This is a genomic window from Roseateles sp. GW821-FHT03B02, from assembly GCF_059421025.1.
The window spans coordinates 1,172,361-1,187,922 of the sequence record NZ_JBWKUV010000001.1; the positions used below are offsets into that span (position 1 = coordinate 1,172,361).

The 15,562-nt window shown below is 72.5% G+C and carries 15 protein-coding genes; 10 read left to right on the forward strand and 5 right to left on the reverse strand.

All coding sequences use genetic code 11. The features are described 5' to 3' along the window. Nucleotides 1-11: 11 nt before the first annotated feature. The 8 genes from AC07VX_RS05200 to AC07VX_RS05235 all read left to right on the forward strand — a co-directional run bounded on the left by AC07VX_RS05200 (nt 12) and on the right by AC07VX_RS05235 (nt 9,440). A complete protein-coding gene (locus tag AC07VX_RS05200; protein ID WP_493162739.1) occupies nt 12-908 on the forward strand; it encodes an AAA family ATPase in 897 nt (298 codons plus the stop codon). A gap of 4 nt (nt 909-912) precedes the next feature. Next, on the forward strand, nt 913-2,076 hold the full coding sequence (locus AC07VX_RS05205; RefSeq protein ID WP_493162737.1) for a vWA domain-containing protein: 1,164 nt from the start codon (nt 913-915) through the stop codon (nt 2,074-2,076). After that, nucleotides 2,073-2,615: an SRPBCC family protein gene (locus AC07VX_RS05210; RefSeq protein WP_493162735.1), complete on the forward strand. Its 543-nt coding sequence runs from the start codon at nt 2,073-2,075 to the stop codon at nt 2,613-2,615. Before AC07VX_RS05205 ends, AC07VX_RS05210 begins: the two co-directional genes overlap by 4 nt. 135 nt (nt 2,616-2,750) lie before the next feature. Next, nucleotides 2,751-3,833, forward strand: a complete 1,083-nt coding sequence (locus AC07VX_RS05215; RefSeq protein ID WP_493162734.1) for an acyltransferase family protein — start codon at nt 2,751-2,753, stop codon at nt 3,831-3,833. A gap of 77 nt (nt 3,834-3,910) precedes the next feature. Beyond that, on the forward strand, nt 3,911-5,884 hold the full coding sequence (locus AC07VX_RS05220; RefSeq protein ID WP_493162733.1) for a ferritin-like domain-containing protein: 1,974 nt from the start codon (nt 3,911-3,913) through the stop codon (nt 5,882-5,884). After that, nucleotides 5,865-8,669, forward strand: coding sequence for an ATP-binding protein (locus tag AC07VX_RS05225; protein WP_493162732.1), 2,805 nt, complete (start codon nt 5,865-5,867; stop codon nt 8,667-8,669). Before AC07VX_RS05220 ends, AC07VX_RS05225 begins: the two co-directional genes overlap by 20 nt. Before the next feature lie 16 nt (nt 8,670-8,685). Further along, complete coding sequence (locus AC07VX_RS05230) at nt 8,686-9,084, forward strand: DUF488 domain-containing protein (RefSeq protein WP_493162731.1); 399 nt, start codon at nt 8,686-8,688, stop codon at nt 9,082-9,084. After that, nucleotides 9,084-9,440, forward strand: a complete 357-nt coding sequence (locus AC07VX_RS05235; protein WP_493162730.1) for a cupin domain-containing protein — start codon at nt 9,084-9,086, stop codon at nt 9,438-9,440. Before AC07VX_RS05230 ends, AC07VX_RS05235 begins: the two co-directional genes overlap by 1 nt. Here the strand turns inward: AC07VX_RS05235 and AC07VX_RS05240 are convergent. Both AC07VX_RS05240 and AC07VX_RS05245 read right to left on the reverse strand, forming a co-directional pair. Beyond that, a complete protein-coding gene (locus AC07VX_RS05240; RefSeq protein WP_493162729.1) occupies nt 9,437-10,132 on the reverse strand; it encodes a helix-turn-helix transcriptional regulator in 696 nt (231 codons plus the stop codon). The genes AC07VX_RS05235 and AC07VX_RS05240 overlap by 4 nt on opposite strands. Before the next feature lie 230 nt (nt 10,133-10,362). Continuing rightward, entirely contained in the window at nt 10,363-10,758 is a 396-nt protein-coding gene (locus AC07VX_RS05245; protein ID WP_493162728.1) for a VOC family protein, read from the reverse strand. A 165-nt stretch (nt 10,759-10,923) separates the two neighbouring features. On the opposite strand from AC07VX_RS05245, the gene AC07VX_RS05250 reads away from it, so the two are divergent. Further along, nucleotides 10,924-11,238 carry a DUF805 domain-containing protein gene (locus tag AC07VX_RS05250; RefSeq protein WP_493162727.1) on the forward strand — a complete coding sequence of 105 codons (315 nt, stop codon included), beginning with the start codon at nt 10,924-10,926 and terminating at the stop codon, nt 11,236-11,238. 120 nt (nt 11,239-11,358) lie between these two features. Here AC07VX_RS05250 and AC07VX_RS05255 read toward each other — a convergent pair whose 3' ends face one another. Together AC07VX_RS05255 and glpK are read right to left on the reverse strand one after the other, a co-directional pair. Beyond that, nucleotides 11,359-11,895, reverse strand: coding sequence for a CPBP family glutamic-type intramembrane protease (locus AC07VX_RS05255; RefSeq protein WP_493162726.1), 537 nt, complete (start codon nt 11,893-11,895; stop codon nt 11,359-11,361). A gap of 27 nt (nt 11,896-11,922) precedes the next feature. Next, nucleotides 11,923-13,389 (reverse strand): glycerol kinase GlpK, encoded by a 1,467-nt coding sequence (glpK, locus tag AC07VX_RS05260; protein ID WP_493162725.1) that lies wholly within the window; start codon nt 13,387-13,389, stop codon nt 11,923-11,925. Nucleotides 13,390-13,411: 22 nt separating this feature from the next. Between glpK and glpD the strand changes: the two genes are divergently transcribed. Next, nucleotides 13,412-14,893 (forward strand): glycerol-3-phosphate dehydrogenase, encoded by a 1,482-nt coding sequence (glpD, locus tag AC07VX_RS05265; RefSeq protein ID WP_493162724.1) that lies wholly within the window; start codon nt 13,412-13,414, stop codon nt 14,891-14,893. Here the strand turns inward: glpD and AC07VX_RS05270 are convergent. Next, nucleotides 14,877-15,548, reverse strand: a complete 672-nt coding sequence (locus AC07VX_RS05270; RefSeq protein ID WP_493162723.1) for a hypothetical protein — start codon at nt 15,546-15,548, stop codon at nt 14,877-14,879. The genes glpD and AC07VX_RS05270 overlap by 17 nt on opposite strands. Between the last annotated feature and the right edge of the window lie 14 nt (nt 15,549-15,562).

Consider the following 15,562-nt stretch of genomic DNA (forward strand, 5'->3'; position numbering starts at 1 on the left):
TGAGGCCTGACGTGCTCGACCCCGCCCCGGACAGCATCGACGCCATCGCCCAAGGCCTGCAGGCCCAGGCCTACCTGCCTTCGCGCGAGCTGGCGACGGCCGCCTTCCTCGCGCTGCGCCTGGCCCGGCCGCTGCTGCTGGAGGGCGCACCGGGCACCGGCAAGACGGCCATCGCCGCCGCACTGGCCGCGGCGCTGCGGCGGCCGCTGATCCGGCTGCAATGCTACGAAGGCCTGGACCTCGCCGCCGCGGCCTATGAATGGAACTACGCGCGCCAGATGCTGGAGATCCGCCTCGCGCAGGCCGGTGAACGCGAACGCCAGGCGGACGAACTGTTCGCGCGTCGCTTCCTCATCGAGCGCCCGCTGCTGCAGGCCCTCACCACCATGCCCGCGCCCGTGCTGCTCATCGACGAGCTCGATCGTGCCGACGCGCCCTTCGAGGCTTTCCTGCTGGAGTTCCTGGCCGATTTCCAGATCACCATCCCCGAGCTCGGCACCGTCGCCGCCGCCGCGCCGCCGCTGGTCATCCTGACCAGCAACCGCAGCCGCGAGATCCACGACGCCGTCAAGCGCCGCTGCCTCTACCACTGGCTGGACTTTCCCGACGCCGCGCGCGAGCTGGCCATCGTGCGCGCCCGGCTGCCGCAGATCGACGCGCGCCTGGCCGCCCAGGTCGTCGCCTTCGTGCAGGGCCTGCGCGCGCTGGACCTCTACAAGCTGCCCGGCCTGGCCGAGACGCTGGACTGGTCGCGCGCCCTCGTTGAGCTCAACGCCGTCGGCCTCGACCCCGCTGCCGTGCAGTCCACCCTGGGCGTGCTGCTGAAGTACCAGGACGACATCGCCCGCGTGCAGGGCAGCGAGGCGGGGCGCCTGCTGGCCGAGATGCGCGAAGTCGCCAGGGCCTGAGCCCATGGACAGGCTGGCCGAGAACGTCCTGCACTTCGGCCGCGTGCTGCGCACGGCCGGCCTGGCCGTGGGCACCGACCGCCTGCTGCTCGCCGCCCAGGCGCTGGAAGCCGGCGGCCTGGCCTCGCGCGCCGACTTCAAGGCCACGCTGGCTGCCTGCCTCGTCGACCGGCCCGAGCACCGCCCGCTGTTCGACCAGGCCTTCCACGTCTTCTGGCGCGACCCCGACCTGCTGGGCCGCATCATGGCCCTGCTGCTGCCCCAGGCCCAGGGCCGGGCGGCCACGCCGCTACCGCCGGAGAACCGCCGCCTGGCGGATGCCCTCTTCCCTGCGCCGGCGCCCGAGCCCCGGCCGCGCACCGAGCAGATCGACATCGAAGCCCGGCTGGATGCCGGCAACCGCGAGTTGCTGCAGCGGCGCGACTTCGACACGATGACGGCCGCCGAATGGGCCGCGGCACGCCAGGCCCTGGCCGCGCTGCAGCCGCGCCTCGCGCAGCAGCTCACGCGCCGGCACGCCGCCGCGCCGCAGGGCCGCATCGCCTGGCGCGCCACGCTGCGCGCCGAGGCCCGCCGCGACTTCGCCCCGCCCGCCCGCGAACGCCCCCGCCGCCGCCCCACGCCGCTGGTGCTGCTGGCCGACATCTCGGGCTCCATGGGCCGCTACTCGCGCGTGCTGCTGCACCTCGCCCAGGGCCTGCTCAATCCCGGCAGCAGCCTGCGCGAGCCCCCCGTCGTCGAAGCCTTCGTCTTCGGCACGCGGCTGACCCGCATCACCCGCCAGCTCAAGCGCCGCGACCCCGACGCCGCGCTGGCCGCCGTGTCCGCCGCCGTGCCCGACTGGGCCGGCGGCACCCGCATCAGCCAGAGCCTGCACGCCTTCAACCGCGACTGGGCGCGCCGCGTGCTGGGCGGCGGCGCGGCCACGGTGCTGCTCGTCACCGACGGGCTGGAGCGCGACGCCGATGACGGCGCCCGCCTCGCCTTCGAGGCCGAACGGCTGCGCCTGCACTGCCGCGAGCTGATCTGGCTGAACCCCTTGCTGCGCTTCGGCGGCTTCGAGCCGCGCGCCGCGGGCGTGAGGGCCTTGCTGCCCGCCGTGAGCCGCCACCTGCCGGTCCACAATCTGCACGCCATCGACTCCCTCCTCGAGGCCTTGCGGCAATGAAGCTCAACGGTGAACAGATCCTGCCCGTCACCCAGGCCCAGGCCTGGGCTGCCCTCAACGACACCGCCATCCTGAAGGCCGCCGTGCCGGGCTGCGAGGCCATCACGCCGGCCGGCGACAACGCCTTCGACGTGCTGATGGCCGTGTCCGTCGGCCCGGTCAAGGCGAAGTTCAAGGGCCGGCTGCAGCTGTCGGACCTGCTGCCACCGCAGAGCTACCGCCTGAGCTTCGAAGGCTCCGGCGGCGCGGCCGGCCACGGCAAGGGCCAGGCCCTGGTCACGCTGGCAGCGCTGGCGCCCACCGAGACGCGGCTCGCCTACGAGGTGACCGCCAGCGTCGGCGGCAAGCTGGCACAGGTCGGCTCGCGCTTGGTCGACCTGGCGGCGCAGAAGCTGGCCGAGGACTTCTTCGCACGCTTGCAGGCCGCGCTGCTGGAGCGCCACCCGCCGGCCGCCGCGGCCGCGCCGCAGCCGGCCCCCGCGCCGCCGCCCGGCCTGCTGCAGCGCCTGCGCGCCTGGCTGCGCCGCCTGTTCGGCTGACGCGGCCTTGCAATAGGCTGGCGCGGCTTGGTGACCACCTGAAACGGATGGGGTTTTCCAGGGGAGCCGCCGGTACAATTGCGCTCGTCCGAGACAACGGGCCTGCCACAGAGCAGGCCCGTTCTTTTTTCGCCCATGTCGAACGCCTCCCGCCGCCTGCCGCACATCGACGCCCTGAAGGCCCTGGCCGCCCAGGTCATCGTGCTGCATCACCTCGTCAGCTACGGTCCCATCGCGCGCGCTGCGCACGAGGTCCTGCCGTGGCTGGCCGGCGCCATGCACCAGTACGGCCGCATGGCGGTGCAGGTGTTCCTCGTCGTCGGCGGCTTCCTGAGCGCACGCGGCCTGTCGCCGCGCGGCCAGGCGCTGCAGGCCGGCGTGCCGGAGCTGCTGTGGCGGCGCTACCTGCGCCTGGTGCTGCCCTTCCTCGCCGCGCTGGCGCTGACGCTGGGGGCCTGCAGCTTCATCGCATCGTCCTGGCCCGAGCTGGTGCCGACCGACGTCACGCCGGGCCAGTTACTGGCCCACGCCCTGCTGCTGCACGATGTGCTCGGGTACGAAGCACTGACGGTGGGCGCCTGGTACGTGGCCATCGACCTGCAGCTGTTCGCGCTACTCGTGGGCCTGCTGTGGCTGGCGCGGCGCGGCTGGCGCCACCCGAGCCGGCTCGTCGTCGGCCCCGTGCTCGTCGCGGCCGTGGCGCTGGCCTCGGCCTTCACCTTCAACCGCCAGCGCGAGCTGGACGCCTTCGCGCCGTACTTCTTCGCCGCGTACGGCCTCGGCGCCCTGGTGCACTGGCTGGGCGTGTGGCGCCACCGCCGCGCCGGCCTGCTGCTGCTGGCCGTGGCCATGGCCGCCGCGCTGGCGCTGGACTGGCGCGACCGCCTGGCCCTCGCGCTCGCGACGGCGCTGTGGCTGGCCTGGGCGCAGCAGCGCCATGCCGCCGGCCGGCCGCTGGTGGTCGAGCGCTGGGCGGCCCTGCTGGCCCGCGGCTCGACGCCGTCCTACGCCCTGTTCCTGCTGCACTTCCCGGTGCTGCTGCTGACCAACGCGCTGCTGAACCACCTGCCCGGCGCCACGCCCGCCGCGGGCCTGCTGCTGCTGCTGGCAACCTGGCTGCTGGCCAACTGCCTGGCCGTGCCCTTCCACCGCTTTGTGGAGGCGCCGGCGGCGCGCCTGGATCCGCTGGCCTGGCTGCCGCGCCTGCGCTGGGCCTGAAAAACCACAAGGGGCCGCGCTGCGGCTGCGTGCTAATGTCCTGCGCAGCCAGTCAGCCAGCTTCAGGACGCGCTTCCATGACGACTCCCTCCCCCCCGCCGAGTCGCGAGCAACTGCTGCACTGCCTCTACGAGGCCGCCGAGCTGGAGCACAACCTGATGTGCACCTACCTCTACGCGGCCTTCAGCCTGAAGCAGGGCGAGGCCGAGGGGCTGCGCCAGCATGAGGCCGCGGCCGTGGAGCGCTGGCGGCGCGAGATCACCGCCGTCGCCGTCGAGGAGATGGGCCACCTCGTCGCGGTCTGGAACATCACGGCGGCGCTGGGCGGCGCGCCGCGCATCGGTCGCGGCAATTTCCCGCTGGACCCCGGCTATCTGCCGGCCAGCGTGGTCGTCAAGCTGGCGCCCTTCGGCGAAGCCACGCTGCAGCACTTCATCTTCCTGGAGCGCCCCGAGGGCAGCAGCGAGCCCGACGGCGAGGGCTTCGCGGCCGAACGCCTGTTCACGCGCGGCTCCGACGTGCCGCGCGTGACACCCATGGCCTGCGACTACGACACCGTGGGCCATTTCTACCAGCAGCTCAGCACCGACCTGCGCGGCTTCGTCGAGGCGCATGGCGAGGCGGCCGCCTTCAGTGGCGACCGCTGGCTGCAGCTGGGGCCGGACGAGCTCAACCTCTGCGGCGCCCGCCACGTGCTGTGCAGCAAGACGGCGCTGGCCGCCTTCGACGCCATCGTGCGCCAGGGCGAGGGCGCGCCCACCGACAGCGAGCGTTCCCACTACCACCGCTTCACCGCCATCCGCACCGAGCTGGCCGCGCTGCGCCGCGCCAACCCGGCCTTCGCGCCCGCCTGGCCGGCCGCCACCAACCCGGTGCTGCGCCGCCCGCCGCGTCCGGAAGGCCGCGTCTGGCTGGAGAACGCCGACGCCAGCGCGACGGTGGACGTGGCCAACGCCAGCTACGGGCTGATGCTGCGCCTGCTGGCCCAGAGCTATCTGATGCCCGGCCCCTCGGCCGAGAAGGCCCTGGTCGTCGACCTCGGCATCGGTCTGATGCGCGCCTTCACGCCGCTGGCCGAGCATGCCGCCCGCCTGCCCGCCGGGCCCAGCCACCCGGGCTGCCATGCCGGCGCCAGCTTCACGGCCCTGCGCGACGCAGCCGGCATGCCGCCCGGCCCCGCGGCGCGGCGCTACGTCATCGAACGCCTGGCCCAGCTCGCCGAGGCCGCCGCCGGCCTGCACGACCGGCTGGGCGCCGAGCGCACCGGCCGCGCCGCGCGCCAGCTGCAGGCGCTGCGCGAACGCGCCGAGCGGGGGCTGGACCCGACCGCACCCCCACCGGCACCCGCCGCCCGGCCCGCCGCCCCAACACCGCCGCCGCCGGCCCCGCCCACCGAAGTCGTCGACGGCATCGAGGTCGTGCAGGGCGAGGCGCTGGAGCTGCGCTTCGAGGCCCGGCGCTGCATCCACGCGCGCTTGTGTGTGACGGGTGCCCCCAAGGTCTTCCTCGCCAACGTGCAGGGCCCGTGGATCCACCCCGACGCGATGCCGGTGGAACGCCTCGTCGACATCGCCCACGCCTGCCCGTCAGGCGCCATCCAGTACCGCCGCAAGGACGGCGCGGCCGACGAGGCGGCGCCGCCGGTCAACCTGCTGTCGGTGCGCGAGGCCGGCCCCTACGCGATCCGCGGCGCGCTGACGCTGCGCGGCGAGCCCCTCGGCACGCGCGCCACGCTGTGCCGCTGCGGCGCCAGCAGGAACAAGCCCTTCTGCGACGGCAGCCACCACGACATCCACTTCGCCGCCAGCGGCGAGCCCGAGACCGGCCTGCTGGGCCTGCCCACCGACATGCCGGCGGTGCGCGATGGCGCGGTCGAGATCGAACCCGAACCCAACGGCCCGCTGCAGATCCGCGGCAACCTCGAAGTGCTCAGCGGCACCGGCCGCATGGTCTGCCGCGTCGCGCAGGCACGGCTGTGCCGCTGCGGCGGCAGCCAGACCAAACCCTTCTGTGACGGCACTCACGCACGCAATGGCTTCAGCGCGGACTGACCCCCTCGGCAGCCGCGACTCGCTGCAGGACAAGGCCGCGCGCACGCTGGTCTGGATCCTCGCCTGCGTGGGGGCGATCACGTTCGTGGTCGGCCTGGCGATGGCCGGCGTGGCAGGCCGCGCGCCGTGGGACAGCCAGCGCGTCATCGTCGGCGCGATGCTGCTGGGCCTGAGCGGCCTGGCCGCGCTGCTGCGCCGCGCCGGCCAGCAGCGCGCCGCGATGACGGCGGTGCTCGGCGGCACGCTGCTGGTGCTGATCGGCAACGCCGTGCAGAGCGGTCTGGGAGTGCACACCTTCGCGCTCGCCGCCGGCCCGGTGCTGGTCGCCGTGGCCGGCGGCGTGGCCGGCAACGCGGCAGCCTGCGCGCTGGCGCTGCTGCACATCGCCGCGATCCTGGTGCTGGCCATGCTGGAAGCGCGCGGCGTGCTGCCCGGCCGCCTGACGGCCATGCCGCCCACGCTGGAGGGCCGCGCCAGCGCCCACCTGCTGCTCACCGTCGGCGGCCTGGCCTCGGCGCTGCTGCTCAACCGCATCCTCGGCGCGGCGCTGCGCCGTGCCATCGACGAGGAGGCCCGCCTGGCGCGCCTCGTTCAAGCCGCGCACAACTGGGCCTGGGAGGCCGACGCCAAGTTCCGCGTCACCTTCCTGTCCGACGAATTCGAGGCGCTGTCCGGTCATCGGCGCGAGGACTTCCTGCGCATGGGCGAGCCCGGCGGCGCCATGCTCGTGCGCGACGCCGACTTCCAGGCCCTGCTGGAGGACATCCGCGCCAAGCGCGCCTACCGTGACCGCGTCAACGGCTTCCGCGCGCCCGATGGCCGGCTGCTGTGGACCCTGGGCTCGGGCGAACCCGTCTTCGACGCCGCCGGCCAGCACATCGGCTGGCGCGGCGTCAGCCACAACATCACCGGCGAGCGCCTGGCGCTGCAGCAGCATCAGCGCACCGCCAGCATGCTGGACCGGGTGCTGCGCGCCAGCCCCGATGCGATCTGCGTGGCCCTGATCGAGGACGGCCGCATCCGCTTCGCGAACTCTGGCTTCTGCACGCTGGTGGGCGTGCCGCGCGACGAGCTGATGGGCCGCTCGGGCCGCGAGCTGGGGCTTTGGCCCGACAGCAGCGAGCCGCGCCGCCTGGCCGCCCAGCTGGCCGAAACAGGCCTGGTGCGCGACTTCCGCTCGGCCATCCTCGTCGGCGGCCACTGGCGCGACCTGCTGGTGTCGGCCGCATCGCTGGACTGGGATGGCGAGCCCGCCATGATGCTGATCGCGCGCGACATCACCGAGGGCGAGCGCGCCCGCATCGAGGCCGAGGCCATCCTCGACCACGCCAGCGTCGGCATCGCGCTGACGCGCGGCGAGCGCTTCGAGCGCGTCAACCACCACTGGCAGGAGATCTTCGGCGGCACCGAGCCGCGGCTGGCCGACGCCCATGCCCGCCTGCCCACGGCCCAGCAGATCGCCGGCGCGGCGCTGGCCTTCGAGCGCGACTTCATCCGCCCCGACGGCCGGCGCATCACCGTGCAGTTCAACGCGCGCGGCCTGTCGGCCGCGCTGCCGGGCCGCAATACCCTGGATGACGACCGCGCGACGCTGTGGGTGGCCGAAGACGTCACCGAGCGCCGCCGCCAGGAGGCCGAGCTGCAGGCCGCCAAGCAGCAGGCCGAAGGCGCCAGCCATGCCAAGAGCGCCTTCCTCGCGACGATGAGCCACGAGATCCGCACGCCGCTGAACGGCGTGCTGGGCCTGGCGCGGCTGCTGCAGCATGGCGGCCCGGCCGACGCGCATCGCGACAAATACCTGGCCCACCTCGTCGGCGCCGCCGAGTCGCTCAACGAGATCGTCTCCAACGTGCTGGACCTGTCCAAGATCGAGGCGGGGCACCTGGAGCTGGAGAAGATCGAGTTCGACCTGCACGCGCTGGCCCAGGCCAGCTTCGAGGGCTGCGCGGCGCTGGGCCGCGAGCGCGGGCTGGACATGCAGATCGAGCTCAGCGCCGGCCTGCCGCGGCTGGTCATCGGCGACCCGCTGCGAGTGCGCCAGATCATGGCCAACTTCCTCGTCAACGCGCTCAAGTTCACCGAGAGCGGCTACATCCGGCTGAAGCTCGCGCCGGCCGGGGAGGGCCGCGTGCGCATCGTCGTGCAGGACAGTGGCATCGGTGTGCCGCCCGAAGTGCAGGACCGCCTCTTCCGCCCCTTCGCCCAGGCCGACGACTCGACGACGCGGCGCTTCGGCGGCACGGGCCTGGGCCTGTCGATCTGCCGCGAGCTGGCCGCGCGCATGCAGGGCCGCGTCGGCGTGCAGAGCGACGGCGCCAACGGCTCCAGCTTCTGGGCCGAGCTGGCCCTGCCCACGGCGCTGACCATCGACGACACCGCCGCGCGCAAGCGCATCCCGCTGCCGCCACGCTACCCACTGGCCGGCCAGCGTCTGCTCGTCGCCGAGGACAACCCGGTCAACCGCCTCATCATCACAGCGCTGCTGCAGCGCCTGGGGGCGGAGGTCGTCGAGGCCGAGGACGGCGAGCAGGCCGTGCGCATGGCACGCGAGCAGGCCGGGCGCCTGGACGGCGTGCTGATGGACCTGCACATGCCCAAGGTCGACGGCCTCAGGGCCACCGAGCTGCTGCGCGCCGACCCTGCGACGGCCGCCCTGCCCATCCACGCCTTCACGGCCGCCGTGCTGGACCAGGAGCGCCAGGCCGCGCTGGCGGCAGGCATGAACGGCTTCATCACCAAGCCCGTGGCCGAGGATGAGGTCATCCGTGTCCTTGGCCACCGCTGAAGAAGGGGACTAAACCATGCCCATCCGCATCGTCAGACTCGGCAGCCCGCGTGCCGAGGACGAAGGCACGCGCATCGGCACCGTGCGCCGCCCACCGCGCGGCGTGCCCAAGGCCGAGTTCGCGTCGCGCGACTTCTACGACGTGTGGTTCCCGACCCTCGCGCCCAGCGCCGAGACGATGAAGCTGGGCCAGGCCGCCGAGACGCCGGCCGACTGGGCGACCTTCACGAGGAAATACCGCGCCGAGATGGCCGCGCCCGAGGCCCAGCATGCGCTGAGCCTGCTGGCCACGCTGTCGGTGCAGACGAATTTCTCGGTGGGCTGCTACTGCGAGGACGAGGCGCGCTGCCATCGCTCGCTGCTGCGCGGGCTGCTGGACGAGAAAGGCGCCCGCTGGGCGGGCCAGGATCGCTGATGCCGCACCCGACGCTGATAGACACCACCGGGGGCCTCGTGCCCACGCTCGACCGGCCGCGGCCGGACCGCCTGGTGGCCGGCAACCCGCTGCGCCAGACCTGGCTGCTGCACGAGGCCGGCCCGGTCAGCACCGGCGTGTGGGAATGCGAGGTGGGCCGATGGCGCATCGTCTTCCCGGCCACGCGGCAGGAGTACTTCCACGTTCTCGCGGGCCGCGTGCGCCTGCACGGGCCTGGCGGCGCCACCGACGTCGGCCCCGGTCAGGGCGCCGTCATCCCGCCCGGCTTCGAGGGTGAGTTCGAGGTGCTGGAGCCGGTGCGCAAGCAGTTCGTGCTGATCGATACCGCCGCCTAGCCGGCGTCGTTCTCCTGCACCTCGCGCTGGCGGTTCATGTCGGCCAGCGTCTTGCCCGGCTCGTCGCGGAAGGCTTCGTCCAGCACCTCCAACGTCTCGACGCGGTCGACGCGGAAGCTGCGGAAGTCGTTGCGCAGTTCGCACCAGGCCGCCAGCGTCCAGACCGGCCCCCAGAACAGGCAGGCCAGCGGGCGCACAATGCGCTCGCTCTTCACGCCGCCCAGGTCCAGATAGCCCATCTTCAGCTTGCGCCGCGCCTCGGTGGCCTCGCGCATGGCCGTCAGGTGGGCGCTGGTGGCGGGGTCCAGGGCTGGCAGCGGCGCGTACAGGGCCAGGCTCTCGGCCGCGGCGCGGGCGTCCAGCGGCAGCACGGCGAGGATCTTGCTCAGCGCGTTCTCGGCCTGGCGGGCCAGCGCCGCATCCAGGCGTGACTCCGACATCCGCACCGTGGCGACCAGGGCCTGGGCTTCCTGCTTGCTGAACATCAGCGGCGGCAGATCGAAGCCGGCGCGCATGCGGTAGCCCACGCCGGCCTCGCCCTCGATGGGCACACCCTGCTGGCCCAGCGCCGCGATGTCGCGGTAGACGGTGCGCATCGACACCTCCAGCCGCTGGGCGAGGTAGTCGGCCGTCGTGAGGCGGCGTCCGCGGATGAGCTGGACAATTTGGAAGAGGCGGTCGGCGCGGCGCATAACGGGCCATTGTGTGACACCGGGCACGCCCCTTGCGAAAGGCAGGGGTCACCGACAACGACGTCGAACACCATCATGGCCATCTACGCCTCCTTCCAGGCCCGCGGCACCCCGCAGGCCGAACTGGCCACGCTGGGCGCCATCAGCGCCCCGCTGCCTTCCCTGGCCCAGGACCAGCTTTTCGTCGCCCGCGCTTCGACGGGGCGAAGCCGCCCCGCGAAGGGGCGGGATCAGCCCATGGCCGTGCAGAGTTCGACCAGCGTGCCGTCCGGGCAGCGCACATAGGCCACGGTCTGGCCCCAGGGCTTGGTGACCGGCGCGGCCAGGGCCCGCGCGCCAGCGGCGATGGCACGGTCGTAGGCCGCCTGCACGTCGCTCACCGTGAAGCCGATCTCCATGCCCAGCGGCTGCGGGCTGGCGTCGGCGGCAACGTAGTCGTGCTGCACGCTGTCGCGGGCGGTCGCGTGGTCGACGAAGGCCAGCGTCGTGCTGCCCGCGCCGGTGTCGACCTCGCCGTAGGCGCCGCTCTCGTGCAGGAAACGCGTCTTCAGGCCGAAGGCACTGCCGAAGAAGGCCAGCGACGCGGCCACGTCTGGCACGTAGACAAGGGTGTAGGCGAAGTTCATGCGGCACTCCTGAAGCTTGAAAGTCCGCATGCTGCACCCGTTTGCCTGTCAGGCCATGTCAGCAGCGCCCGGCACGGCGCCGGCGAGAGCCTGGGTTTTTGAGGGGATGCGCCGCCGGTCCCGGCGGCCTAGCATCGCGCCGATTCGACATGCCGGGGTAAGCCCATGAACTTCCAGGAATCCATCCGCGTCTGCTTCATGAAGTACGCCGACTTCAGCGGCCGCGCCGGCCGGCCGGAGTTCTGGTGGTTCTTCCTGTTCTGCTTCCTGGTCAGCATCGCCGCCGGCCTGCTCGGCTACGTCATCAGCGGCCTGGTCTTCATCGGACTGCTGCTGCCCCAGGTGGCCGCGGCGACGCGCCGGCTGCACGACACCGGCCGCAGCGGCTGGTGGCAGCTGATCGGGCTGGTACCGGTGATCGGATGGATCGTGATGCTCGTGCTGCTGGCGCAGGAGAGCAGCGGCAGCTCACAGCAGTGAGCGCACCGCGTCGGTGAGATTGATCAGGCACCGAAGGTGGGTGTCTCACCGTTGCATTTGCAGCCGGGCACCGACTCCATCGACACGGCGCGGGAGGTCGTGCGCTGCGCGACGCCCGACCTACGACCATTGTGGCAACGCGACCGACCACGTGACCAGAAGGGCGTTGTGGGTCGCGTGAGCGGTGAAGGCGGCCAGGCAGGCTGGAAGCCAACCAAAAGGGCGGCACAAGGCATACCCATAGGCGAAGACCAGGCCTGCGACGAACGTCGAAGCGCCATGCGCCATGCCGCCGTTCAGGTAATGGGCGCAGCCGAATACGAGACCGCTGAGAAGAACACAGACCTGAGGGCTCGCGCCAAGCCGACGTGACAGTTCCATGGGAAGCACCTGCCCCTCGAACAGCTCAAGGAATGGGCCCAGCAAGACGGCCACAACGTAGAGAGTGAGCGTGGAGGCCGACGCCATCGAGGCAGCCGCGGAGGGCCCGAACGATGCACGGGGAAGAACAAGCGACAACAGGCCAATGACTGACAAAGCTCCGGCCAGACTGACAACGCCAAGGATCAGTCCAAGGAAGACGGCTCCCGAATGCGGCCTTGCTTCAACCGAGCAGCGCAACTTCAGCGATCGACCGAGGGCAACTGAGTTCGTCATGGTTTTCTGCAGCGGCGAAGTTCGAGATCAATCCGCCAGCACCTGCCTCACCGCCCTGTCCCACTGCGTCAACCGTGCCCCCGCCTCGTCGCGCGACATGCGCGGCTCGAAGGCACGGTCCAGTTGCCAGATGCCGCCGACCTCCTGCGGCGACCCATACATGCCGGTTCCCAGGCCGGCCAGCAGCGCCGCCCCAAGGGCCGTCGTCTCGATGACCCGGGGCCGCAGCACGGGGATGCCGAGCAGGTCCGCCTGGAACTGCATCAGCAGATCGTTGGCACTCGCCCCGCCGTCCACGCGCAGCTCGGTCAGGCGCGCGGCGGCACCGACGTCGGCGTTCATCGCCGCCAGCACCGCCGCGCTCTGGAAGGCGATGCTCTCCAGCGCGGCGCGGGCGATGTGGGCCTGCGTCGTGCCGCGCGTGAGCCCCAGCAGCGCGCCGCGCGCTTCGGGCCGCCAGTAAGGTGCACCGAGGCCCGCGAAGGCGGGCACGAACATGACGCCGCCGGCATCGGGCACGCTGCTCGCGAGCGCCTGCACCTCGCCGCTGCCGCCGATGGCCTTGAGCCCGTCGCGCAGCCATTGCACGACGGCGCCGCCGACGAACACGCTGCCCTCCAGCGCGTACTGCGCGGTGGCGTCGACCTGAGCGGCCCGCGTCGTCACCAGGCCCTGTGTGGATGTGAGCGCCTGGGTGCCGGTGTGCATCAGCAGGAAGCAGCCGGTGCCGTAGGTGTTCTTGGCCTGGCCGGGCTGCAGCGCTGCCTGGCCGAAGAGGGCAGCCTGCTGGTCGCCCGCGATGCCGGCGATGGGGATGCCGAACTCCACCGCCTGGCCGAACGCGCCGGCCGAGGGGCGCACCTCGGGCAGCAGGCTCCTCGGGATGTCGAAGGCCGCCAGCAGCTCGTCGCTCCAGTCGCCGCGGTGGATGTCGTAGATCAGCGTGCGCGAGGCATTGCTGGCATCCGTCGCATGCACCTTGCCGTCAGTCAGCTTCCACAGCAGCCAGCTGTCGATGGTGCCGAAGGCCAGCTCGCCGCGGGCGGCGCGCTCGCGGGCGCCGGGTACGTTGTCGAGCAGCCAGCGCAGTTTGGTGGCCGAGAAATACGGGTCCAGCACCAGGCCGGTCAGCGCGCGCACGCGCGGCTCCAGGCCTTGCTGCTTCAGGCTCTCGCAGAAGGCCGCCGTGCGGCGGTCCTGCCAGACCAGGGCCTTGTACAGCGGCCGGCCGGTCCGGCGGTCCCACAGCACGACGGTCTCGCGCTGGTTGGTGATGCCGAGGGCGGCGACCTTGACGCCCGCCTTGGCCACGGCCTCGCGGGCGCATTCGATCTGGTGGGCCCAGATCTCTTCGGCGTCATGCTCCACCCAGCCCGGCTGCGGGAAATGCTGGGGCAGCTCGCGCTGGGCTACCGCAAGCAGCCGGCCCGAGCGGTCGAAAACTAGAGCGCGCGAACTAGAGGTTCCCTGGTCCAACGCGAGCAATGCGTCCATGGCTTTCACTTAGAGTGGTTGCATGGACGATTTTGACGTCGTGGTGGTGGGGGGTGGCATCAACGGCGCGGGCCTGGCCCGCGACCTGGCCGGCCGAGGCTGGCGCGTGCTGCTGGCTGAAGCGCACGACCTGGCCTCGCACACCTCATCGGCCTCCACCAAGCTCGTGCATGGCGGCCTGCGCTATCTGGAGACCTACGAGTTCTCGCTGGTGCGCAAGGCGCTGCAAGAACGCGAGGTGCTGCTGAGAAGCGCGCCGCACCTGATCCAGCCGCTGCGCTTCGTGCTGCCGCATGCGCCGCATCTGCGCCCGGCCTGGATGATCCGCGTCGGCCTCTTCCTCTACGACCACCTGGCCCGCCGCGAGCTGCTGCCGGGCTCGCACGGGCTGCGGTTGGCCGGCAGCGTCTACGGCACGCCCCTCAGGCCCGAGTTCACGCGCGGCTTCGTCTACTCCGACGGCTGGGTGGACGATGCCCGCCTCGTCGTGGCGAATGCCCAGGACGCGCAGGCCCGCGGCGCCGAGGTGCTGACGCGCTGCGCCGTCACGCAGGCCGTGCGCGGCAAGGACGGCTGGCAGGTGACGCTGCAGAGCGGCCACCAGCAGCGCGCCCGCGCCCTCGTCAACGCGGCCGGGCCCTGGGCCGAACGCTTCCTGCGCGACCACACGCAAGGCTGCGACGGCCGGCCGCTGCCGGCGCGCGGACTGCGCCTCGTCAAGGGCAGCCACATCGTCGTGGCCCAGCGCTTCACGCACGACCACGCCTACATCTTCCAGAATGCCGACGGCCGCATCATCTTCGCCATCCCCTACCAGGAGCGCTTCACGCTGATCGGCACGACCGACGTCGAGCTGCCCGAGCACGAAGACCCGCCGTCGCGCGCCACCATCGGCGATGACGAGGTGGCCTATCTCTGCGAGCAGGCCAGCCGCTACCTGGCCCGGCCGGTGACGCCGGCCGACGTGCTGTGGAGCTATGCCGGCGTGCGGCCGCTGCTGGACGAAGGCGGCTCGGCGTCCAGCGTCACGCGCGACTACCTGCTGGAAGCCGACGCGGCCGGCGGCGCGCCGCTGCTGAACGTCTGGGGCGGCAAGCTGACGACCTACCGCAAGCTGGCCGAGGACGGCGCGACTCAGCTCGGCGAATTGCTCGGCGACGCGCGCCGGCCCTGGACGGCCGGCACCCGGCTGCCCGGCGGCGACCTCGGCGCGCAAGGCGTGGACATCGAGGCGTTTGCCGCCGAGCTGCAGGCGGCCCACCCGGGCCGGGCAGGCGTTCGCCGCATCGCCCGCGCCTATGGCAGCCGGGCGTGGGAGCTGCTGGCCGCGCCGGCGGGCGCCGAGATCGCGCCGGGCCTGTTCGAGTCGGAGCTGCGCCATCTGGTGGCGCACGAATGGGCCACCGGCGCCGAAGACGTGCTGTGGCGGCGCAGCAAGCTCGGCCTGCACTACACGGCCGGGCAGCGCGAGGCCGTGGCGGACTGGTTCAAAACGCGATCTTGAAACCCACCGTGCTCAGGCGCGCGCGTGCGCCGCTGACCTGACGGCCATAGGACGCGTCGACGAAGACGCGCTCGGGCAGCAGCGCCACGCGCAGCGCCGCGTTGACCCAGGGCCGGCCGCGGTCGTCGCCGAAGACCTCGGCCATGGGCTGCCAGCGCCCGTCCTCGCCACAGCCGCCGTGCTCGACGGCCAGGGCCCAGGTCGTGCTGCGTCGGTGCAGCATCTCGTCGCGCTGGTGGCCCAGGTTGGCATGCAGGGTCAGGTCACGCGTCAGCGGCACGCTGCCGACCAGGATCAGCCCCGCGCTGCTGCGCCGCCAGGCCGTTTCAACATGGCGGTGCGACAGGCTCCAGGCCAGCGTGAGCTGGGCGTCGCCGTCGGCCCAGGCCGCGCTGGCCAGCAGGGTCTTGCCGTTCAGCGCCAGCTCGCGCGGCCGGACGACGTTCAACGCCACCTCGGTGCCCCAGCCGATGCCGCAGCCGAGCTGAAGGCTGGTCTGGCGCTGGCCGGCGCCGTCCAGGCGCCAGTCGCCATGGGCACCTTCGAGCTCGCAGGCCTGCGGGTCCATGACGGCGGCGTCCTCGGCCTGCAGTGGCCGGCCGGCCTGGGCCGTGCAGGCGGTGAGGGCGAGGCTGAGGGCAAAGGCTGGACGCATGTGAGCAGGAGCCT